The 21,044-nt window shown below is 73.7% G+C and carries 17 protein-coding genes; 5 read left to right on the top strand and 12 right to left on the bottom strand.

The features are described from left to right. Positions 1 to 9 precede the first annotated feature (9 nt). The 3 genes from IEY91_RS19270 to IEY91_RS19260 form a co-directional block, all read right to left on the bottom strand. A complete protein-coding gene (locus tag IEY91_RS19270) occupies positions 10 to 1,281 on the bottom strand; it encodes a hypothetical protein (RefSeq protein ID WP_189174947.1) in 1,272 nt (423 codons plus the stop codon). A gap of 331 nt (positions 1,282 to 1,612) precedes the next feature. Continuing rightward, entirely contained in the window at positions 1,613 to 4,156 is a 2,544-nt protein-coding gene (locus IEY91_RS19265) for a helicase-associated domain-containing protein (RefSeq protein WP_189174946.1), read from the bottom strand. 104 nt (positions 4,157 to 4,260) lie between these two features. Next, positions 4,261 to 4,518: a hypothetical protein gene (locus IEY91_RS19260; RefSeq protein WP_189174945.1), complete on the bottom strand. Its 258-nt coding sequence runs from the start codon at positions 4,516 to 4,518 to the stop codon at positions 4,261 to 4,263. Positions 4,519 to 4,757: 239 nt separating this feature from the next. Here IEY91_RS19260 and IEY91_RS19255 point away from each other — a divergent pair, with 239 nt between their 5' ends. Both IEY91_RS19255 and IEY91_RS19250 read left to right on the top strand, forming a co-directional pair. Next, positions 4,758 to 6,782, top strand: a complete 2,025-nt coding sequence (locus IEY91_RS19255; RefSeq protein WP_189174944.1) for a serine/threonine-protein kinase — start codon at positions 4,758 to 4,760, stop codon at positions 6,780 to 6,782. An 81-nt stretch (positions 6,783 to 6,863) separates the two neighbouring features. Next, the gene (locus IEY91_RS19250; RefSeq protein ID WP_164323638.1) at positions 6,864 to 8,507 is read left to right on the top strand and encodes a DNA repair helicase XPB; all 1,644 of its coding nucleotides are present in this window, start codon (positions 6,864 to 6,866) and stop codon (positions 8,505 to 8,507) included. A 4-nt stretch (positions 8,508 to 8,511) separates the two neighbouring features. Here the strand turns inward: IEY91_RS19250 and IEY91_RS19245 are convergent, their stop codons facing one another. Beyond that, the gene (locus IEY91_RS19245; RefSeq protein WP_189174943.1) at positions 8,512 to 8,709 is read right to left on the bottom strand and encodes a hypothetical protein; all 198 of its coding nucleotides are present in this window, start codon (positions 8,707 to 8,709) and stop codon (positions 8,512 to 8,514) included. 341 nt (positions 8,710 to 9,050) lie between these two features. Between IEY91_RS19245 and IEY91_RS19240 the strand changes: the two genes are divergently transcribed. Next, the gene (locus tag IEY91_RS19240) at positions 9,051 to 11,111 is read left to right on the top strand and encodes a HelD family protein (protein WP_189174942.1); all 2,061 of its coding nucleotides are present in this window, start codon (positions 9,051 to 9,053) and stop codon (positions 11,109 to 11,111) included. A gap of 40 nt (positions 11,112 to 11,151) precedes the next feature. On the opposite strand, the gene IEY91_RS19235 is transcribed toward IEY91_RS19240, so the two are convergent. Continuing rightward, positions 11,152 to 11,841 carry a copper homeostasis protein CutC gene (locus tag IEY91_RS19235; RefSeq protein ID WP_164323632.1) on the bottom strand — a complete coding sequence of 230 codons (690 nt, stop codon included), beginning with the start codon at positions 11,839 to 11,841 and terminating at the stop codon, positions 11,152 to 11,154. A gap of 188 nt (positions 11,842 to 12,029) precedes the next feature. Next, positions 12,030 to 14,303 carry a heavy metal translocating P-type ATPase gene (locus IEY91_RS19230; protein WP_189174941.1) on the bottom strand — a complete coding sequence of 758 codons (2,274 nt, stop codon included), beginning with the start codon at positions 14,301 to 14,303 and terminating at the stop codon, positions 12,030 to 12,032. Positions 14,304 to 14,446: 143 nt separating this feature from the next. On the opposite strand from IEY91_RS19230, the gene IEY91_RS19225 reads away from it, so the two are divergent. Next, entirely contained in the window at positions 14,447 to 15,427 is a 981-nt protein-coding gene (locus IEY91_RS19225; protein ID WP_189174940.1) for a DUF8832 domain-containing protein, read from the top strand. Positions 15,428 to 15,449: 22 nt separating this feature from the next. On the opposite strand, the gene IEY91_RS19220 is transcribed toward IEY91_RS19225, so the two are convergent. From IEY91_RS19220 to IEY91_RS19195, 6 genes are all read right to left on the bottom strand, one after another. Then, positions 15,450 to 16,127 (bottom strand): maleylpyruvate isomerase family mycothiol-dependent enzyme, encoded by a 678-nt coding sequence (locus IEY91_RS19220; RefSeq protein WP_189174939.1) that lies wholly within the window; start codon positions 16,125 to 16,127, stop codon positions 15,450 to 15,452. 84 nt (positions 16,128 to 16,211) lie between these two features. Continuing rightward, a complete protein-coding gene (locus tag IEY91_RS19215; RefSeq protein ID WP_189174938.1) occupies positions 16,212 to 17,462 on the bottom strand; it encodes a Cmx/CmrA family chloramphenicol efflux MFS transporter in 1,251 nt (416 codons plus the stop codon). Positions 17,463 to 17,494: 32 nt separating this feature from the next. Continuing rightward, positions 17,495 to 18,592 carry a GNAT family N-acetyltransferase gene (locus IEY91_RS19210; protein WP_189174937.1) on the bottom strand — a complete coding sequence of 366 codons (1,098 nt, stop codon included), beginning with the start codon at positions 18,590 to 18,592 and terminating at the stop codon, positions 17,495 to 17,497. Between the two features lie 9 nt (positions 18,593 to 18,601). Beyond that, on the bottom strand, positions 18,602 to 19,294 hold the full coding sequence (locus IEY91_RS19205) for an HD domain-containing protein (protein ID WP_189174936.1): 693 nt from the start codon (positions 19,292 to 19,294) through the stop codon (positions 18,602 to 18,604). A 9-nt stretch (positions 19,295 to 19,303) separates the two neighbouring features. Further along, positions 19,304 to 19,609 (bottom strand): DUF4031 domain-containing protein, encoded by a 306-nt coding sequence (locus IEY91_RS19200; RefSeq protein ID WP_189174935.1) that lies wholly within the window; start codon positions 19,607 to 19,609, stop codon positions 19,304 to 19,306. Further along, positions 19,606 to 19,992: a DUF8819 family protein gene (locus tag IEY91_RS19195; protein ID WP_164323619.1), complete on the bottom strand. Its 387-nt coding sequence runs from the start codon at positions 19,990 to 19,992 to the stop codon at positions 19,606 to 19,608. Before IEY91_RS19195 ends, IEY91_RS19200 begins: the two co-directional genes overlap by 4 nt. 79 nt (positions 19,993 to 20,071) lie before the next feature. Here IEY91_RS19195 and IEY91_RS19190 point away from each other — a divergent pair, with 79 nt between their 5' ends. Beyond that, positions 20,072 to 21,001: a MurR/RpiR family transcriptional regulator gene (locus tag IEY91_RS19190; RefSeq protein ID WP_189174934.1), complete on the top strand. Its 930-nt coding sequence runs from the start codon at positions 20,072 to 20,074 to the stop codon at positions 20,999 to 21,001. Positions 21,002 to 21,044 lie beyond the last annotated feature (43 nt).

The raw sequence follows: 21,044 nt of genomic DNA, 5'->3' as shown, positions 1-21,044 counted from the left end.
GTCGCTCCGTTACTCCTCCGCCGACGGCCGTTGCCGCTGCGACCTCCACACCAGGAAGAGCGCGGAGGCGACGGCCGCGCCGCGGAGCACCCAGGGCCCGGTGTCGGCCATCGCCTCGTTCATGTGCCCCTTGACGATGGGCTCGCCCCACTTGCCCTGCGAGCGCCCCCACAGCCAGCCGACGCCTGCCGCGATCGCGAGCCCCGGCATGACGAACACGCCGACCTTCTTCTCGCCCCGGCTGAGCTTGGGCGCGTACCAGGCGACTATCCAGCCGCCCGCCAGCGCGTACCAGAGCTCGTTGCCGCCGATGGCGCCGACGAGGAGGGCGAGGGCGGCGAGCAGCACGATGGGATTGCTGAGGGAGAAGCCGCGACCGCGGGCGGCCACGCCTTCGTCGGAACCGCCCTTCGCCGCGGGGCGCTTGGCCGGAGCGGCGGCCTTGGCGGACGGAGGGAGCAGTCCGCCGAGGCGGCGGCGACGAGCGGCTTCGACACCGCCGCCGTCATCGTCCTCGTCACCTTCCTCGCCCTCAAACTCGGGGTCGTACTCGACACCTTCGTCGTAGCCGTCGTCCTCGTCGTCGTCCTCGATCTCGTCCCGGGTCTTGCCGCCGCCCGGCTTCGACGTGCTCACGGGGCGCCGCCCGGACCCAGCAGTTGGAGGCTTCAGCATCTCCGGGATCTCGACGCCGCCGACGAAGCCGTGCACGGTGTCGGCGCCCGCCGACGGGGTGTTGTCGACGCGCCACCAGTCCGGTTCGAGGTCGGTGCCGCCCGTGTCGCCGCCGAGTTCCTCGGTGCTCGCGAGGTGGGGCGGGGCGGGGCGGGGTTCGCGGCGGGGCCGGGGTACGGGTGCGGAGGTGGGGGACTGGGCGGTGGAGTCCTTTTCGGGGGCGGGGCGTTGAGCGTTCGCGGGGCGTCGGGGGGAGGCGGGGCGCAGCCGGGGCCGGGGGACGGCGCGGCGCAGGCGGCCCGGTTCGGGGACGACGCGGCGCAGGCGGCTGGAGGTGGGCTCGTCGGGCTGGTCGGGGATGGCGGCGCTGATGTCGTCGGGGTTGGCGGCGGCCGCGTCGACCAGGTCGTCGGGGGTGCCGAGCCGGTCCAGGATGCGGCGGACGGCGGCGGGGCTGTCGGCGGCGCCGGCGCGGCGGCGGTCGATCTCGGCGCGCAGCCCGGTCACCAGCCGCATCCGGGTGCCGGACGACAGCTGGCGCTGCTGCGCGACGTCGCCGACGCGGCTCAGGTAGTCGAAGACGAGCTGGTCGCTCTCGATCCCCACGAAGTTCCCTCCGGGGCTGCGGTGTTGTGGGCCCGGCCTCGACGTTACCGTGGGCCGGGCCCCCGGGTCCCCTTGCCCCTGACGCAGCCTCCGCAGATCGGCCTGCGGCCTCGTCCTCAAACGCCGGACGGGCTTTTCCCCACCCGCCCGCCCTTCCTGGGGCTCCGCCCCAGACCCCGCTCCTCAAACGCCGGAGGGGCTTTCCCCCACCCACCCGCCCTTTTAGCCCGTCCGGCGTTTGAGGACGAGGCGCGGAGCGCCGATGGCGGGGGTCCGGGGGCGGCAGCCCCCGGTTTCGGGAAGGGGCGGGCCCGGGGCGCCCCGCGAGGGCTCAGCCCGACTCGTCCGCCAGCTCCGCGACCCCCGTGACCCGGTGCAACGGATAGGTGCGGACTTCGTCCGCGGTGTGGTCGTACGCGGTGACGAACCCGCCCTCGACCCGAACCGGGGCGATGACCCGCTGACTGGCGGCGCCCTCGGCGTTGACGTAGCCGATCCACAGCGCCTCGCCGGTCATGACGGCGGCCTGCATGGTGGCGAGGGTCTCGGCGGCGGTGGTGCGGGGAAGTTCACCGGCGACGGCGGGCGCGTCCTTGCGGGGCGCGGTGGAGGCGAGATCACCCGCCCGGATGGCCCGCACGGCGGCGTCGAGGAGGGTGGAGTCGGGCAACGGCGGCCCGTCGGGGACGGGTTCGGGCGCCGTACGCGGCGGCGTGCGGTGGCTGTGCGCGCGGGTGACGAGGACGTCGCCCTCGGCACTCTCGGCGGAGGGCGCGAACCCCATGGACCGCAGCCCGTCGAGGAGCACGGCGGGCTCGGCGCCCGAGGCGAGCACGGTGGGCGCGAGCCGCCGAAGCCGCAGCCCCTGCCCGCGCTTGTCGGCGAGGATCTCGTTGAGCACGCCCTCGTCGTCGCAGCGTACGTAAGCGGAGGCGGCGCCGATGCGCAGGTGCCCGTGCTTACGGGCGACGTCGTCGATGAGGTAGGCGAGGGGTTGCGGGACGGGCGTACGGGAGTGCTCGGCGAGGAAGGCGTGCAGGTCGGACGCGCTCTGCCCGGCGTCGAGTGCGCGCCGCACGGACCCGGGCGTGAACCGGTACACGGTGGCGCCGCCCTTGGACTCGACGTCGGCGAGCACGGAGAGGGCGTCGGCGAGGGGCCGCTGGAGGGGCCCGGGGGCGACGGCGGTGAGGTCGGCCTGGAGCAGGACGTGGTCGAGGGGTTCGGGAAGCAGCGGGGCGAGCAGCTTGGCGGCTTCGGCGGCGGCAGCGGCGTACTCGGCGGGACTGGGCAGCCGATGCCACCCGGGACCGCCGCCCTGCGACGCGGCCCCAGCCACACCGCCCTGCGACGAAGCCCCACCGTGGAGCGCCCCGGCCCCCACCCCCAACAAAGCCCGAGCATGCGAGGCGACCGCCCCCCGCCCCGTGACCCCGAGCAGCTCGGCCTCCTCCAGAGCCCAACGAGCAAGCCGCGACCGCAGGTCGGAGGAGTCGGTCCCGCGCGCGGGCGGCCGTTCCCACCGCAGCCGCGTCAGCACCGACTCCGGCTCGGGCGCGGCCCCTTCGGGCAGCTCGGCGACGAGGGCGAGGACGCGTTGGCGTACCTCGGGCGCGGCGGAGCGGTCCAGGCCGGGACCGAGCGCGGACATCGTCCGGTCCTTGCTGTCGCGCCCGCCGACGAGCCCGGCGGTACGGGTCGCGCCCAGCCACGCGCCGGCGAGCCGGGCCCACCGCTCGGCGACGGGCAGCTCCTGCCACGTGTCGTACGCGGGAGTGGCCGCGTACCGCTCGTCGGCCTCGCCGTCGGCCGCGATCAGACCGGCGGCGTAGGCGAGTTCGACCCAGAAGGCGGCCTGGGGTTCCGGCACGTCGAGGGCGACGGCGGTCCGCTTGAGGTCGCGCACGCTCAGGCCGCCCGCGCGCAGGACGGCGGGGCCGCCCTCGTCCCAGTCCTTGAGGAGTTCGTCGATGGTGGCGAGCGCGGTGTGCGCCTGGCCCGCCGCGGTCACGTCCACAACCTGTGGACGGTGTTCGCGGGCGACGGCCAGGGCGGGCGGCGTCGCTTCGAGGACGCGGTGCGCGCGCCCGCCGCGCAGGTGCAGGGCGGCTTCGCGGGGCAGTACGACGGTGCCGGGCGCGGTCGGCAGGAGCAGCCCGCGGCCGATCAGCCAGCGCAGGTGGGGCGCGGGTTCGGCGGTCACCTGCCCGTAGGGCGGCCCCCACACGAGCCGCGAGAGCACCTCCACGGACTCCACGGGCGCCTCGTCCAGGAGCGCCGACATCCGCTCCCGGTCCGTGAACAGCGCCGTCAGCGCCTCCACGGCCGACACCGCGTCGTGCGTCACGGCGAGCCCCGCCGCCGCGACCAGGTTCTGCACCCGCCCCGGCGACATCCCCGCCATGGCTTCCGCGACGGTCGGCCCGAGCCCGGTCGGAGAGGGCCGCTGCGGGGTGGGCGCGAGCAGCTCCCTCGTGGTGCGGATGAGCCGGAGCCGGTCGTCGCCGCCCCACACCAGGGCCTGCCCGCGCAGGGTCGCGAGGGCCCGGTCGAAGGCGGCCCGGATCTCGCCCGCCTGTTCCTCACCCGTGGGGTCGCCCACGAGGTCGCCCGCGATCAGGTCGAACAGCACCTCGTACGTCGCCGGCTCGGGCGCCACCGCGAGCGCCTCCACGACCTGCTGCGCGAACCGGTCGAGCCGCTCAAGGGCGCGCACGACGGAAGCCCGCGTGCCCGCGCGGGTCGCGAGCTGCGTGAGATCGTTCGGAACCGGCGTCAGAAGATCCGGCCGGGCCCGCAACAGCGCGACGAGGGTCACGTCATCACTCGCCCGGAGGGCTTCCGCCAGGGAACGGGGGGCGTCCGGGGTGCTCATCCTGGTCACGGTAGCGGGTCCCCCGCCGGGCCGGGGCAGACGCGGCGCTCCCACACCGTTCCGCAGCCGGTGAAGATCGGCACCGGACCTCCGGCTAGCTCCGCTCAGGACGACGCGTTGCCCGTGAGCAGCAGCACCACGAACACCGCCAGACCCAGCGCTCCCATGATGGGCTTGGCGAGCAGCACCGCCGCGGCCAGCAGCCCCGCGGCCAGCGCGGCGCCCACGGCGAGATTCCGGCGCGTCCGCGTGCCCGCCGGGACGCGGGGGGCGTGGGGGGCGTGGGCCGCGTACCACTGCGGACGCTGCTCGTACGGATTCAGCCCTGGACGGCGCTCGTACGGATTCGGCTTCCTGGTCATGGCCACAGCCAACCCCGCCCGCACCCGCATCCGGCAGGGCGCACGTACTCAGGCGCCGCCGCCCCTCCTCCGCGTTCGTACTCACACCCCACCCGCCGAGCCCCGCGCACGCCTCGGCGCGCCCGGCGCGTCGCGCCACCCCACCCCGTGCCGCGCGCCCCGGCCCGTCCGGACCAGATCCGGACCACGTTCCACCAACTCCCGAACGACCACAGAGAGTTACAGCTAGCCTTCACTGCGTGACGCCCCCGATGGCCATCGGCAAACTCCTGGAGTCCGACCCGCGCCGCATCGGGCCCTACCGGCTGACCGGTGTGCTCGGGCGCGGCGGCATGGGCGAGGTCTTCCTGGCCAGGGACCGCAGGGGGCGGCAGGTCGCGGTGAAGCGGATGCGGCCGTCGATGATGCACGCGCGGGAGGCCAGGCGGCGCTTCGCCCGCGAGGTCATGGCGGCGCGCACGGTGGACAGCCCGCTCGTCGCCAAGGTCCTCGACGCCGCCCCGGAGGCCGCCCAGCCGTGGCTCGCCACGGAGTACGTGCCGGGTGTCGCGCTGTCCGAGGCCGTGGAGACGTACGGGCCGCTGCCGGAGGAGTATGTACGCGACGTCGGGCGCCAGTTGACGGACGCGCTCGCCGCGATCCACCGGGCCGGCCTCGTCCACCGCGACTTCAAACCGTCGAACGTCCTGCTCAGCGCGGGCGGCCCGCGCGTCCTCGACTTCGGGCTCGCCCGGCATCTGCACGCCAGCACCTTCACCACCAGCCAGGAGTTCCTCGGCACGCCCGCGTACGCGGCGCCCGAGCAGTGGGACGCGGCGAACATCACGCCCGCCGCCGACGTCTTCTCGCTCGCGTCGACGCTCGTGTACGCGCTGCGCAAGCGGGCGCCGTTCGAGGCGGAGGACATGTGGCGGGTGATGTACGCGATCCGCTTCGAGGAGCCGGACCTCTCGGGGCTGCCCGGCGGCTGGCGCCGGCTGGCGGCGACCTGCCTCGCCAAGCGCCCCGAGCACCGGCCCTCCCTCGCCGAGGTGGCGACGGTGCTGGACGGCTTCCCGTCCACCGGCTCCTCCCCCGCCGTGCCGCCGGACGGGCTCGCGGCGCTGCTTCCGGCGCCCGCGGGGCCGCGGCCGCGGGGGGTTTCGCGGCGGGGGGTGATGCGGGTGGGGGCCGCGGTGGTGGTGGGCGCGGGCGTCGCCGGGCTGGTGGGCGGGGACCGTCGCCCGCCCGCCCCCGACGCGTGGACGTTTCCGACGAAGGGCGTGGTGCACCAAGTCCTGGTCGCGGACGACACTTTGTACGCGGCGGACGGCCTGGGCCGCGTGTACGCCCTGGACGCCCGGACCGGGCGTCCCCACTGGAGCAGGCAGATGTCGATCCGCGGCGCACGGCCTTGGCTGGGGACACTGCCGGGCAGACCAGGGCTCTACGTCACGGGCGACCGCTTGGACGTACTCGACTCCGCCACCGGCGAAAAGGTGTGGAACATCGGGATCCCGGCGCTCGGCGCCCCGGCCGTGTCCCCGGAAGCCATCGCCTTCCTCACGCGCGGCGCGGTGTCGGACGAGCTGGCCCTGGTGGACCAGTTCACGCGGGAGCGGGTCCGTCCCAGGTCCGACGGCCTCGCGCTCTCGGTGACCGACGAACGCCCGTCTCCGACAGCACCGGCCCTGTACGGGAACACCAAGGCCGTCGTCGGCGGCAGCGAGGGCTACATCTACGGCATCCCGTTGAAAGGGAAGGAACGTACCTTCCTGGAACTGCCCGACGGCGACCGCCCTTCCCCCGCCGCCCCTCTCGTCACCGGCGGCGTCGCCTACCTCGGCACGACCGCCAAGGGCCGCATCGTCGCCGTCGACGCGAACGTCATGAGACTCCTGTGGGTCTCCACGCTCGCGGGCCCCGGCGAGACCTGGTCCACCCCCGCCATGGGTGACGGCACCCTCTTCGTGACCGGTTTCGCCAGCGGCGTGCACGCGGTCGACCGCGCCACGGGGAAGCGGGGCTGGACGTACCGCCCCGCGTCCCCCACCCCCAGCTCCCCGGCCGTCGCGGGCGACGCGGTGTACGTCCTCACGCACGAGGGCGAGCTCCTCGCCCTGCACACCGGCACCGGCGACGTCCTGGCCCGCCACCGGTACGAGCCGTTCCCCCGAGGCTCCGCCCCGGTCTGCGCCCCCGTCGCCGCCCACGGCCTCGTCCACTTCGCCACCGCCGACCGCACCATCCGCGCGGTACCGCAGGCCCGCACGCAGGCGGCGTAAAGGCGAGGCAGAAGCGACGCAGACCCGCCCGCGCGGCGATGCGGCACACTGGATGTTTGGCCTAGCGAAAGGGCACCCCCGGTGAACGGACCGCTCATCGTCCAGTCGGACAAGACTCTGCTGCTCGAAGTGGACCACGAGCGGGCCGACGCCTGCCGCCGCGCCATCGCCCCGTTCGCGGAGCTGGAGCGTGCCCCGGAGCACATCCACACGTACCGCGTCACGCCGCTCGGCCTGTGGAACGCCCGTGCGGCGGGGCACGACGCCGAGCAGGTCGTGGACGCGCTCGTCGAGTTCTCGCGGTATCCCGTCCCGCACGCGCTCCTCGTCGACGTCGCCGAGACGATGGCCCGCTACGGCCGCCTCACCCTCAGCAAGCACCCCGTCCACGGCCTCGTCCTCACCAGCACCGACCGCCCGGTCCTGGAGGAGATCCTCCGCTCGAAGAAGATCCAGCCGCTGGTCGGCGCCCGCGTCGACCCGGACACGGTCGCCGTGCACCCCTCCGAGCGCGGCCAGATCAAGCAGACGCTGCTGAAGCTGGGCTGGCCCGCAGAGGACCTCGCGGGGTACGTCGACGGCGAGGCGCACGCCATCGAGCTGCGCGAGGACGGCTGGGCCCTGCGCCCCTACCAGCGCCAGGCCGTCGAGGGCTTCTGGCACGGCGGCAGCGGGGTCGTCGTGCTGCCGTGCGGCGCGGGAAAGACGCTGGTGGGTGCCGGCGCCATGGCCGAGGCGAAGGCCACGACGCTGATCCTCGTCACCAACACCGTCTCCGCCCGGCAGTGGAAGCACGAGCTGGTCAAGCGCACCTCCCTCACCGAGGACGAGATCGGTGAGTACAGCGGTACGAAGAAGGAGATCCGGCCGGTCACCATCGCCACGTACCAGGTACTTACCACCAAGCGGAAGGGCATCTATCCGCATCTGGAGCTCTTCGACTCCCGCGACTGGGGCCTCATCCTCTACGACGAGGTGCACCTGCTGCCCGCGCCCGTCTTCAAGTTCACCGCCGATCTGCAGGCGCGGCGGCGGCTCGGTCTCACGGCGACGCTCGTGCGGGAGGACGGGCGCGAGTCGGACGTCTTCTCGTTGATCGGGCCCAAGCGGTTCGACGCGCCGTGGAAGGAGATCGAGGCCCAGGGGTACATCGCGCCCGCCGACTGCGTCGAGGTGCGCGTCAATCTCACCGACTCCGAGCGGCTCGCGTACGCCACCGCCGAGGCCGAGGAGAAGTACCGCTTCTGCGCCACCACCGCGACCAAGCGGAAGGTCACCGAGGCGCTGGTGCGCAAGCATCAGGGGGAGCAGACGCTCGTCATCGGACAGTACATCGACCAGCTCGACGAGCTGGGTGAGCATCTCGACGCGCCCGTCATCAAGGGGGAGACGACGAACGCGCAGCGCGAGAAGCTGTTCGACGCCTTCCGCGAGGGCGAGATCTCCGTCCTCGTCGTCTCCAAGGTCGCCAACTTCTCCATCGACCTGCCCGAGGCGACCGTCGCCATTCAGGTGTCCGGCACGTTCGGCTCCCGCCAGGAGGAGGCGCAGCGGCTCGGGCGTGTGCTTCGGCCGAAGGCCGACGGGCATGAGGCCCGCTTCTACTCCGTGGTGGCGCGGGACACCATCGACCAGGACTTCGCCGCGCATCGGCAGCGGTTCCTCGCGGAGCAGGGGTACGCGTACCGGATTCTCGACGCGGACGCGGTGCTGGCAGAGGGCTGAGTGGTCAGCGGCGGCGGACGCCCGCCTCTTCCGCGTACTCACCGAGCACGGCCACGCCGAACGCCGCGCCCGCGAACACCTTCGCGGCGCGCAGTGCGGCGCCGATGCGGTGCGGGCGGTGGGTGTCGGAGAGGGCCGTCGCGCCGGTGGAGGGGCGGGAGTCGGGGCCGAGGGACGCGGGGGTGAAGGTTGCTGCGCTCATGTGTCCATGGTGGTTCGCGGAGCCGCTCGGCACATCGGTCTGCGGGGGTAACCGGCGCTGTACGCCGGTACGACTCCGGGGCTGCGCCCGTCCGTCTCCGGAGGGAGGGCGACCCTCAGGGTTTTCTCGGGGGTGCCTCAGGGTTTGGTGACGCGGCGTTTCCCGGGAGGGGTGCGCCGGGCTCGCCGCGCCCCCGGGAAATTCGTTGGCCCCGCCCCGGCCCCCCTCACTAGGATCTCCCCTTCCCGCCTCCCGCCCTGTTGGAGCGCCGCCGCCCGGCCGGAAACCGGCGGCCCTGAGCCACGTACCGAGCACATCCCGCACCCGCCGGAGGCCACCCCGTGAACGCCGCGCCCGAAGACCCCCTCGTCGACCCCCTCGCCCGCGAGCGCGCCCACCTCACCGCGTCCCGCGCCGCGCTGCGCGCCATGCGCGAGGACGCGCAGGCCCTGGACATCCGCGACGTGACCGCGAACTGGGTCAACGCCGAGGTCCTGCAGCGCCAGATCGACGAGCGGATCAAGGCCCTGGCCGACCTCTCGCACACGCCGCTGTTCTTCGGCAGGCTCGACTTCCTGCACATGGTGGGCGCGGACCAGGCCGAGGGCGGGGAGGGCGAGCGCTTCTACATCGGGCGGCGGCACGTCCACGACGCCGACGGCGACCCCATGGTCATCGACTGGCGCGCGCCCGTCTCGCAGCCCTTCTACCGGGCCTCGAAGAAGGACCCCCTGGACGTCGGCCTGCGCCGCCGCTTCGGTTACACCGGCGGCGACCTGACCGCGTACGAGGACGAGCACCTCACCGACACCACCGAGGCCGAGCAGGTCAGCAAGCTGCTCCAGCAGGAGATCGAGCGGCCGCGCGTGGGTCCGATGCGGGACATCGTGGCGACGATCCAGCCCGAGCAGGACGAGATCGTACGTGGCGGGCTCGGCGGGTCCGTGTGTGTGCAGGGTGGCCCCGGCACCGGAAAGACGGCGGTCGGCCTGCACCGGGTCGCGTACCTCCTCTACGCCCACCGCGAGCGCCTCGCCCGCACCGGCACCCTCGTCATCGGCCCGAACCGCTCCTTCCTCCACTACATCGAGCAAGTCCTGCCCGCCCTCGGCGAGTTGGAGGTGCGGCAGGCGACGGTCGACGACCTCGTGGCGCACGTGCAGGTGACGGGCCGTGACGACGCGGACGCCGCCGTCGTCAAGGGCGACGCGCGCATGGCGGACGTGCTGCGCCGGGCGCTGCGCGCGCATGTGACGCTGCCGCACGAGGCGGTCGTGGTGGTGCGGGGGTCGCGGCGGTGGCGCGTACCGGCGTACGAAGTCGAGGAGATCGTGGGCGAGTTGCTGGCCCGCGACATGCGCTACGGGGCCGCCCGCGAGGCGCTGCCCCATCGCATCGCGCACGCCGTGCTCGTCCAGATGGAGCGGTCGGGGGAGGCGCCGGACGACCGGGTGCAGGACGCGGTGGCGCGCAACGCGGCGGTGAAGGCGGCCGTGAAGACGGTGTGGCCGCCCGTCGACCCGGCGAAGCTGGTGCTTCGGCTGCTGTCCGACGTCGACTTCCTGGCCGCGCACGCGGACGGGATCCTGTCCCCCGAGGAGCAGAAGACGATCCTCTGGGCCAAGCCCGCGCGGGGCGTGAAGAGCGCCAAGTGGTCGGCTGCGGACGCCGTGTTGATCGACGAGGCCGCGGATCAGATCACCCGCACGCACTCCCTGGGGCATGTGGTCCTCGATGAGGCGCAGGACCTCTCGCCGATGCAGTACCGGGCCGTGGGCCGCCGCTGCACGACGGGGTCGGCCACCGTCCTGGGCGACCTGGCGCAGGGCACCACGCCGTGGGCGACGCCGAGTTGGGCCGAGGCGCTGACCCATCTCGGCAAGGCGGACGCCGTCGTGGAGGAACTGACGGCCGGCTTCCGCGTGCCCCGCGAGGTCATCGCGTACGCGTCCCGCCTCCTGCCGTCCATCGCCCCCGACCTGACGGAGGTCAGCTCGGTCCGCGAGTCCCCGGGTTCACTGGCGGTACGCCACGTCGCCGACCCCACCGAGGCGGTCCTCGCCGCCTGCACGGAGTCCCTCCGCAACGAGGGCTCGGTGGGCCTGATCGCTGCGGACGCCCGGGTCCCGGCCCTGGCGGAAGCCCTGCGCGCGGCCGGCCTCCCCCACCTGGACCCCGGCGAGGAGACCACCCCCGACACCCGCCTCACCCTCGTCCCCGCGTCCCTGGCCAAGGGCCTGGAGTACGACTACGTGGTCCTGGACGAACCGGCCGCGGTGCTCACGGGCGAGCCGGACGAACGCACGGGCCTGCGGCGCCTGTACGTGGCCCTGACCCGAGCGGTGTCGGGCCTGACGGTGATCCACTCGACCCCACTGCCGGAAGCGCTGGCGACGCCGTGAGGTGACGGTGCGGGAGAGGTCCCGGCGGGCGGGTCGGGCGTCAGGCGTCCAGGGCCCGGCGCCAGGCCGAGACCGCCTCCGCCGAGACCGGCGCGTCCCACCCGTGGGGCCGAGCCGCCCCGCCGATGTGGAAGGCGTCGACCCCGGCCGCCCGGAGCCCAGGGACGTGGTCGAGGCGGAGGCCGCCGCCGACGAGGATCCGGGGCTCGTACCCGGGCTCACCGGAGCGCGCCGCCTCGGCGAGGAGGGTGGGGAGCCCCTCGTCGACGCCGCCCGCGGCGCCTGCGGTGAGGTACGTGTCCAGACCGGGCAGGTCCGCGAGCTGCTTGCGCAGGGCGTCCCGGTCGGCGGCCCGGTCGACGGCCCGGTGGAACGTCCACCGGCACCCGTCCAACGCCCCCACGACCGCCTCGACGGCAGCCACGTCCGCGCCCCCGGATTCGTCCAGGAACCCGAGCACGAACTCCTCGGCCCCCGCGTCCCGCAGCTCCCGCGCCCGGCGTACCAGCTCGGAGACGTCCCCCGCCGCGAACCCGTCCGCGAGCCGCAGCATGACGCGCAGCGCGATGCCGACCGAGGAACGGATCTCCGCGAAGGTCTCCAGGGACGGCGTGAGCCCGTCCGCGGCCATGTCGGTGACCAGCTCGAGGCGGTCCGCACCTCCGGCCTGGGCGGCGATCGCGTCCTCGGCGTCGAGGGCGATCACCTCCAGGAGCGCGCGCTTGCTCATGGATGTCTTCCTTAGGGCGTCGGAGCCTGCTGGCAGGCGGGCGTGGGCGTCGTGCGGAGCGGCGACCACAGAAACACAGGTCTAGTCCAATTACCAGGGTACGCGCAGATCACCCCGGCGCGAATCCCACCGCACCGGGGTGATCAAGCCACGTACCGTATCCAACAAGCCACGCCGCGCCCGAAACCTCAGCTCAGCGCCTTGAACCCGCGCAGCCGCAGGCTGTTGCCCACCACGAAGACCGAGGAGAAGGCCATCGCGGCCCCCGCGAGCATCGGGTTGAGCAGCCCGGCCGCGGCGAGCGGCAACGCGGCGACGTTGTAGGCGAAGGCCCAGAACAGGTTGGACTTGATGGTGCCGAGGGTGTGGCGCGAGAGCCGGATCGCGTCGGCCGCCGCCCGCAGGTCACCGCGGACCAGGGTCAGGTCACCGGCCTCGATGGCGGCGTCCGTCCCCGTCCCCATGGCGAGCCCCAGGTCGGCCTGCGCGAGCGCCGCCGCGTCGTTGACGCCGTCGCCGACCATGGCCACCGAACGGCCCTCGGCCTGAAGGCGCTTGACCACGTCGACCTTGTCCTGCGGAAGGACCTCCGCGATGACGTGCTCCGGCGCGATGCCGACCTCGGCGGCGACGGACGCCGCGACGGCGGCGTTGTCCCCGGTCAGCAGCATCGGCGTGAGGCCGAGCTCGCGCAGCCTGCGAATGGCTTCCGGGCTGGTCTCCTTCACGGCGTCGGCCACTTCGAGCACGGCCCGCGCCTCGCCGTCCCAGGCGACCGCGATGGCCGTACGCCCGGCGGCCTCGGCCGCGTCCTTGGCCCGCTTCAGCTCCGACGAAAGGTGGATCTCCCACTCGGCGAGCAACTGCTCACGGCCGACAAGGACCGCGTGCCCCTCGACGATCCCCTGCACCCCGAGCCCGGGGACGTTGGCGAAGTCCTCCGGCGTCGGCAGCGCGCCGACCCGCTCGGTGGCCCCCGCGGCGACGGCCTGCGCGATGGGGTGCTCGGAGGAGTGCTCCAACGCGCCCGCGATCCGCAGCACTTCGTCCTCGGTCGCGTTCTCGCCGACGTGCGTCGCGAGCAGCGTCATCCGCCCCGTGGTCACCGTCCCGGTCTTGTCGAGCACGATCGTGTCGACGCGTCGCGTGGTCTCCAGGACCTCCGGGCCCTTGATGAGGATGCCGAGCTGGGCGCCGCGCCCGGTGCCGACCATCAGCGCGGTCGGCGTGGCGAGGCCCAGGGCGCAGGGGCAGGCAATGATCAGTACGGCGACGGCGGCGGTGAACGCGGCCGTCAGACCGGAACCGTTGCCGAGCCAGAACCCGAGCGTGGCCACGGCGAGCGCGATGACGACGGGCACGAACACGCCGGAGATGCGGTCGGCGAGCCGCTGGGCCGCCGCCTTGCCGTTCTGCGCGTCCTCCACGAGCCGTGCCATGCGCGCCAGTTGAGTGTCGGCGCCGACCCGCGTGGCCTCGACGACGAGACGGCCGCCGACGTTCAGGGTGGCGCCGGTGACGGCGTCGCCGGGCGCGACCTCGACGGGCACGGACTCGCCGGTGAGCATGGAGGCGTCGACGGCGGAGGTGCCCTCGACGACCCGCCCGTCGGTGGCGATCTTCTCACCGGGCCGCACGAGGAACCGGTCGCCAACCATCAACTCACTAACTAGAACGTTCTTTTCAGTCCCACCCCGCAGCACGGTGACGTCCTTCGCCCCCAGTTCGAGCAGCGCCTTGAGAGCCGCGCCCGCCTTCCGCTTGGAGCGGGCCTCGAAGTACCGCCCGGCGAGGATGAAGGCGGTGACGCCGGCCGCGGCCTCCAGGTAGATGTTCCCGGCGCCGTCGCTGCGCTCGATGGTCAGCTCGAAGGCGTGCGTCATGCCGGGCATCCCGGCCGAGCCGAAGAACAGCGCCCACAGCGACCACAGGAACGCCGCCGACGTACCGACCGATATCAGCGTGTCCATGGTGGCCGCGCCGTGCCGGGCGTTGGTGACGGCCGCCTTGTGGAAGGGCCAGGCGGCGTACGTCACGACAGGCGCCGCGAGCGTCAGGGACAGCCACTGCCAGTACTCGAACTGGAGGGCCGGGACCATCGCCATCGCGATGACGGGCACGGAGAGCACGACGGCGGTGATCAGCCGCTCCCGCAGCGGCCGCAGCGCGTCGGCGTCCGCACCGCCTGCCTCACCCGCACCTGCCCCGCCGGGCTCCGCGCTCGGCGGGGCGGGCTCCTGGGCGGTGTATCCCGTGGCCTCGACGGTGGCGATCAGGTCGGCCACGGCGACGTCGTCGCCGTCGTACGTGACCTTGGCCTTCTCGGTGGCGTAGTTGACGGTCGCCGCCACCCCGTCCATGCGGTTGAGCTTCTTCTCGATGCGGGCGGCGCACGAGGCGCAGGTCATGCCGCCGATGGAGAGTTCCACCTGCGCCGTCTGTGCTGTCTCAGTGGTGGACATGCCAGCTGCTCCTCATGGCCGGGTACCCCGGGTCGGTATTGCCTTACGAGTCCATGTATACCCCTGGGGGGTATCAGAACGCAAGAAGATCCCGGGGGAGAATCGGGCTTGACTTGATACCCCCAGGGGGTATCGTCGTTCTCATGAATACAGGACTGCGGATCACCGCGTACGCCACGGCCGTCGCGGCGGCGTTCGGCGCCGCGTACGCGGCGGGCACGAACGTCGACACCGTGAGCAAGCCGGTGGCGCACAGCGAGAAGAAGGACCACGGCGGCGGGCACCCGGAACAGGGCGCCGAGAAGAAGGGCGGCACGGCCCCGGCGGGCCTGCAGGTCGCCGCCGGCGGTTACGCACTCGACCTGAAAACGCCGCGCGCCGAGGCGGGCGAGCGCACCGACCTGCGCTTCACCGTCCTGAAGGAGTCCTCAAGGACGCCCTTGAAGACGTACAAGAAGGATCACGGCAAGGAACTCCACCTGATCGTCGCCTCACGCGACCTGACGACGTACCGCCATCTGCACCCCACACGCGCCGCCGACGGCACCTGGTCCGTCCCGGCGACACTGCCGAAGGCCGGGGACTACCGCGTGTTCGCGGACTTCACGCCCGCGCGGGCGAAGCAGAAGGTAACCCTGGGGACGGACCTCGCCGTGACGGGCGCGTACGCGGCGGCCGAGCTGCCGCCCGCGAAGCCCACCGCGAAGGCGGGCGACGGCTACGAGGTGCGCCTGGACGGCGGGTTGAAGCCCGGCAAGCCCCGCGAGCTGACGCTGCGCGTCACCCGCGACGGCAAGCCGGTCACCAACCTCCAGCCCTACCTGGGCGCCTACGGCCACCTGGTCGCGCTGCGCGCGGGCGACCTCGCGTACCTGCACGTCCACCCGAACGGCGAAGTGGGCGACGGTGCCACGAAGCCAGGACCGCGGGTGTCCTTCACGGCGACGGCGCCGAGCACGGGCGCGTACCGCCTGTTCCTGGACTTCAAGCACGAGGGGACGGTGCGGACTGCGGCGTTCACGGTGCACGCGGGCGGGAGCGGGGCCGACACCAACACCGACACCGGGGCCGACACAGGGACGGGCACCGACACCGGGAGCACGACCGCACCCCACGGACACTGAGCCAACCCCCGCCCCCGGAGCCTCAGTTGAAGATGGTCAGCTCCTCCCGCGTCACACCCGCGAGCTCGAACCGCGACCCGTCGAGCGGGCGGCCCGCGTACAGCCGGATGAGGGTCGGGGCGTCACCGATGTACCGGGCCGGGGGCCGGCTGCCGTCGGTGACGCCGAGGATCAGCGGCTCGTCGAAGCCGTCGAGGTCGGCGTGCAGGGGCAGCGCGGCGCGCTGTTTGGTGTACGCGGCGAGCAGCGGCAACGCGTCGCCGAGACCGTCGCCCGCGTACGCGCCCGGCAGCCCCCAGGCATCCCGTACGTCACCGGCGTGCACCCACTCGCCGAGCGCCACGCCGTCGAAGAGGCCCTTGGACGCGGCGATGGCGGCGCCCGCGTTCGTCATGCCGTGCTCCAGCTCGTCCACGATGCGGGAGTTGGGCCAGTCGGTGCGCTCGGCGATGTCGCGGTCGTTGCCCGCCGCGGTGAACACACCCTCCTCGAAGCGGCTCTCGATGACGCGGCTGAGCGCCGCCGAACAGTGCGCGAGGACGTCGCGGACCGCCCAGCCCGGGCAGCAGGTGGGCGCAGCGAAAGCCTTTTCGTCGGCGGCGCGCAGGAGGGGGATGAGAGCGTCGCGTTCGGTACGGAGGAGCCGGCCGGGGCGGTCGGCTTCGTGCGCTTCGTCGGACGTGGTCGCGTCGTTCGTCATGGCGGCCAGCCAAGCGGGCGCTGCCGCGAAAGGCAACGTCCGGGGCCGGGTTTTCCGTCGAGACCCGCCCCGAGCCCCTCTCGCCTACTGTGCCTGAGGCGCCCGCTCCGGTTCCGGCTCCGGCGGACAGTCCGGATCGTTCTCGTACGCGGTACGGGCCGTGAAAGCGCTCTTGGCGGACTCCTTCCCCGAACCCCCTCGCACCCGCAACGAAACCGCCACCGCAACGATCGCGAACGTCGTGAGCCCGGCGCCCGCCCACGCGGCCGACTCGTAGCCGAGCCCCGCGTCGATGACGGTGCCGCCGAGCCAGGGCCCGGCCGTGTTGCCGAGGTTGAAGGCGGCGGTGGCGGTGGCACCGGCGAGGGTGGGCGCGGCGGTGGCGACCTCGAAGACGCGGGCGTTGAGCGCGGGCCCGGTGTAGAAGGCGGAGACGCCGAGCAGGAAGGCGAGGACGACGGCCGCGGCGGCGGTGGCGGAGAAGAGGGCGAGGGCGGTGAGGAACACGGTCGAGGCGGCGATCCCGCTGAACAGCACGGTGAAGATCCGCCCGTCGGTGACGCGCCCGCCGATGGCGGTCCCGATGAGCGCGCCCACGCCGAACAGCGCGAGCACCGCCGGAACCCATCCCTCCCGCATCCCCGCGACATCCGTCAGCAGCGGCGCGAGATAGCTGAAAGCGCAGAACACGCCGCCCGCGGCGAGCGCGACGACGGCGACGGCGAGCCACACCTGCCGATCCCGGTAGATGACCAACTCCCGCCGCAGCACAGGCTGTTCGGCGGGCCGCTCGATCCGCGGCACGAGCGCGACGACACCCACGAGCGCGAGCCCCGAGGCCGCCGCCACCGCCCAGAACGCGGACCGCCACCCGAAGTGGTCCCCGAGGAAGGCGCCCGCCGGTACGCCGAGGACGTTGGCGATGGAGAGACCGCCGAGCATCACTGCGATGGCCCGCGCCCGCTGCGTCACCGGCACCATCGCCACGGCCACGGACGCGCCGACCGCCCAGAACCCGGCACAGGCCAGCGCGCTGACGACACGCGACGCGAAGAGGATCCCGTACGACGGCGCGATCGCCCCCGCGATCTGCCCGAGCCCGAACACTCCGAGGAGCGCGACCAGCGTCGCCCGCCGCGGCAGCCGCAACGTGGCCGCCGCGAGCAACGGCGCCCCCACGACCATCCCGATGGCGAACGCCGAGATCAACAGCCCCGCCCGCGGCACCGAGACGCCCATGTCGTCCGCCACGTCCGGCAGCAGCCCCGACAGCATGAACTCACTGGTACCGAGCGCGAAGACGGCGACACCGAGGGTGTGGACGGCTATGGGCATGCGGGTGCGCGGGGGTATGTGAGAGGGCATGGTCAGGGCCGACGGAGCTCGAAGGTGAGGTTGGCGTCCCGGTCGGCGGCACGGACGAATCCCGCCCGAGTCAGGACGCCGTGGGACGCGGTGTTGTCCGGGTCGGCGAGCGCACGCAGCCCCGACAGGGGGACGTCGCCCGCCTGCCCCAAGGTGAATTCCGCGAGCGCACTCAGCGCCTGCGTCGCGTACCCGTTGCCACGGGCGGCCGGCACCAGGTCGTACCCGACCTCGGCCCACCCCTCCTCATCGGGCGCCCCATGGAACCCCATGGCCCCGACGGCGAGCTGATCCTCTTCACGGACGACGGCGAACATCCCCCACTCGGGCCGGTGCGTCCCCGCCGCATACGCCTTCGCGATGCGCCCGGCAGCCCCCCGAGTCCCCTCGAAGGGCCCGCCCTCGACCCACCGGAAACCCCCGTCACCGCCCGCGGCGAGATCGGCGGCGGCGTCCACCGCCACCTCGACCAGCGCGACGGGCCCCGCGGGCAGGTGCAGCGGGTTGTGCCACCTCCACCGCTCGAGCCGCCCGTGCCCCGCACGCTCGCCCCGCCCGGTGGCCCAGAGGAGCACCTCCCAGTGCCCCTCCCCGTCCCGCGCGGGCGCGACCTTCGGGAACTGCCGCGCGAGCAGCGCCTCGCACAGCTCCGCCGGGGGCTCGTAGGCGACGTCGAAGGCCCGCAGGATGTCGTACGTGTGCAGGAGCAGCTCGACGCTGCCCATCGCCGCGAAACCGGCGGCGTCCGAGCTGCCGTACAGGTACGGATGCCACCCCCGCACCCCCGGCGGCGTCGTCCGCACGACCGCCGCCAGCATCCCCGCCGTCGCCTCGACGACCCGCACCGCGCCGTCCGCGTCGGTGCCCTCCTCGAGGTGGATGTCGAAGGGCACATACGCGCCCGTGCCCGCCGTGCGCCCGGTGAGCTGCCCCGCGTACCCCGTGAAGTCGCCCCCGATGTGCTCGGCAGTGAACAGGCAGCTCCACTCCAGGCCGCCCGCGGGCCGCGTCCAGTCGTACTCCGCCGTCGCCACCGCGCGCAGCGCCCGCACCGCGTGCGCCGTCGCCTCGTCGATCCTGTTCCCACCGTTGAAAAGCATGCGGCGAGGCTACGTGAGCAGTTCCAGCTCCGTCGTGAGGTTTTCCCTGGCCCGGGGCTCCCAGTGCGCGGCGCCGTACTCGGTACGGAACAGCCGGGGCAGCGCGAGCAGTTGCCGCAGCACGTCGGCCCGCCCGGCGCGGAACGCCTCGTCGGGCACGAAGGCGTACTCCTCGCGGACGGCGGCGGCGTAAGCGGCGTACGCGTCCGGCTCGGCCGCGAGGATCGCGAGGTCCGCGTCGCACAGGACCTCGCCGTTGCGGTCGCCGTCGGCGGGGTCGTGGGTGACGGTGAGCCGGACGAGCCGGGCCACCTCGGCGGTCGCCTCGGGCGTGAGCCCCGCCTCGGGCAGCGCGCGTTCCGCGAGCCGGGCGCTGCGCTCCTCGTTCTCGGAGCGGTCGGGGGCGTACACCGCGTCGTGGAACCACGCCGCGAGCCGCACCAGCTGCGGGTCGTCCGCGTACGCCTGGAGGGTGTCGACGTGGGTGAGGACGGCGGCGAGGTGGGTGCGGGTGTGGTAGCGGCGGTGGGGCTCCGACCAGCGGGTCAGGAGGTTCTCGGCGTACGGGTCGGGGTCGGGGCCCGAGTCGGGGTCGGGGCCGGTGTCCGTCCCCCGGGCCCCGAGCAGGGCTGCGCGCCAGCGGTCCCGCAGGAACGCCACGTCGTCGTGGTCACCGTGATCGGGCATGGGGCTGTCAGGCATGGAGCGACCCTAGTCCGACCCGCCGGAGCTCTCCCCCGACGGGGGCGCCCCCGCACTCCGCCCCTTCGGCCGCCGCAACCCCGCCCCCGTGAGCCTCCGCACCAGCTCCTTGGACCCGACCTCCACGGCCCCCGCCCGCACGGCGTCCCCATACCGGTGCGAGGGCAGGTCGTAGTGATCACGTTCGAAGGCGCGGGGCGGCACGCCGATGCGCGCGGCGAAGGCGTGCAGTTCCTCGTACGACACGTCGCTGACCAGGTGGGACCAGAGGCGGCCGTGTCCGGGCCAGACCGGCGGGTCGATGTAGAGGGTCACCGCCGCACCGCCCCGAGCGACCCCACGGCCGCGACCAGCACACCCGCCTTGGCGCACACCCAGTGCGGGTCGGCGCCCAACTCGGGCTCCACTTCGAGGGCGTGCAGGTCCTCAGAACCGCACACGGGACACAGCGGCCACCGCCCGTACCGCTCGAGCAGCGCGTCCTGCACGTCCTGGGCGACGAGCCCGGCGACGTACTCGGCCCCGTCCGGCCACTGCTCGACCCACCAGCGCCGCTGCGCCACGGACTCCTCGACGAGCGAGACCACGTCGGGATCGGCCACCTCGTCCGCGACCAGGTCGGCGAGGACCAGCGCGCGGGCGGCGTGCAGCGCCCGCTCCAGCGGGCCGACGGGGACGGAGGATGCGGAGGAGTCCATGCATTCATTGTGCGCCCCACCCGGTCTAGCCCCTTCCCGGCCTCTTGACCCTCCCCGGCACCGAAAATATCTTTCAAGAGTGACCAACAACGTGAAGGAAATTTTCGCGGGTGGCGCACCCCCGGCCCCGGCGGCCCTGGCGGCCAAGGTGCGCACGCTGGCGCCGTCGATGACGCGCTCCATGCAGCGGGTCGCCGAGGCGGTCGCGGGCGACCCGGCGGGGACCGCGGCGCTCACGGTCACCGGCCTCGCCGAGCTCACCGGCACCAGCGAGGCGACGGTGGTCCGCACCGCCCGCCTCCTCGGCTACCCCGGCTATCGCGACCTGCGCCTGGCCCTCGCGGGCCTCGCCGCCCAGCAGCAGTCGGGCCGCGCGCCCGCCGTGACGGCGGACATCGCCGTCGACGACCCGCTGGCGGACGTCGTCGCGAAACTGGCGTACGACGAGCAGCAGACCCTCGCGGACACCGCCGCGGGCCTGGACACCGTCCAGCTCGGCGCGGCCGTCGCCGCGCTCGCGGCCGCCCGCCGCGTGGAGGTGTACGGCGTCGCCGCGTCCGGGCTCGTCGCCCAGGACCTCGCCCAGAAGCTGCTCCGCATCGGCCAGATCGCGCACGCCCACTCCGACCCGCACCTCGCGGTCACCAACGCGGTGACGCTCCGCGCGAAGGACGTGGCGATCGCGATCACCCACTCCGGCTCCACCGGCGACGTCATCGAGCCCCTGCGGGTCGCCTTCGAACACGGCGCGACGACCGTCGCGATCACCGGCCGCCCCGACGGGCTCGTGTCCCAGTACGCCGACCACATACTGACGACGTCGACGGCCCGCGAGAGCGAGTTGCGGCCCGCCGCGATGTCCTCTCGGACGAGTCAACTCCTTGTCGTGGACTGCCTGTTCGTGGGGGTCGCGCAACGTACGTACGAGACGGCGGCGCCCGCCCTTGCGGCGTCGTACGAGGCGTTGGCGCACCGCCACAACCCTCGCGGGGGCGCCGGCAGTCGTTGATGTCCCGTTCGCCGGGGGTGCCGTCGATCGGCCTTCGGCCTCG

The sequence above is a fragment of the Streptomyces lasiicapitis genome (genome assembly GCF_014646335.1).
In the GTDB taxonomy this organism is placed as follows: domain Bacteria; phylum Actinomycetota; class Actinomycetes; order Streptomycetales; family Streptomycetaceae; genus Streptomyces; species Streptomyces lasiicapitis.
Note: the sequence above shows the minus strand (reverse complement) of the source record. Positions and strands in the feature narration are given on the sequence as shown.

Bases quoted from the DNA above. Each gene is read 5' to 3' on its own strand.
- IEY91_RS19215 (WP_189174938.1), bottom strand. From the start codon at position 17,462: ATGCCCATAGCCGTCCACACCCTCGGTGTCGCCGTCTTCGCGCTCGGT.
- IEY91_RS19230 (WP_189174941.1), bottom strand. From the start codon at position 14,303: ATGTCCACCACTGAGACAGCACAGACGGCGCAGGTGGAACTCTCCATC.
- IEY91_RS19205 (WP_189174936.1), bottom strand. From the start codon at position 19,294: ATGCCTGACAGCCCCATGCCCGATCACGGTGACCACGACGACGTGGCG.
- IEY91_RS19260 (WP_189174945.1), bottom strand. From the start codon at position 4,518: ATGACCAGGAAGCCGAATCCGTACGAGCGCCGTCCAGGGCTGAATCCG.
- IEY91_RS19265 (WP_189174946.1), bottom strand. From the start codon at position 4,156: ATGAGCACCCCGGACGCCCCCCGTTCCCTGGCGGAAGCCCTCCGGGCG.
- IEY91_RS19225 (WP_189174940.1), top strand. From the start codon at position 14,447: ATGAATACAGGACTGCGGATCACCGCGTACGCCACGGCCGTCGCGGCG.
- IEY91_RS19235 (WP_164323632.1), bottom strand. From the start codon at position 11,841: ATGAGCAAGCGCGCGCTCCTGGAGGTGATCGCCCTCGACGCCGAGGAC.
- IEY91_RS19210 (WP_189174937.1), bottom strand. From the start codon at position 18,592: ATGCTTTTCAACGGTGGGAACAGGATCGACGAGGCGACGGCGCACGCG.
- IEY91_RS19245 (WP_189174943.1), bottom strand. From the start codon at position 8,709: ATGAGCGCAGCAACCTTCACCCCCGCGTCCCTCGGCCCCGACTCCCGC.
- IEY91_RS19220 (WP_189174939.1), bottom strand. From the start codon at position 16,127: ATGACGAACGACGCGACCACGTCCGACGAAGCGCACGAAGCCGACCGC.
- IEY91_RS19195 (WP_164323619.1), bottom strand. From the start codon at position 19,992: ATGGACTCCTCCGCATCCTCCGTCCCCGTCGGCCCGCTGGAGCGGGCG.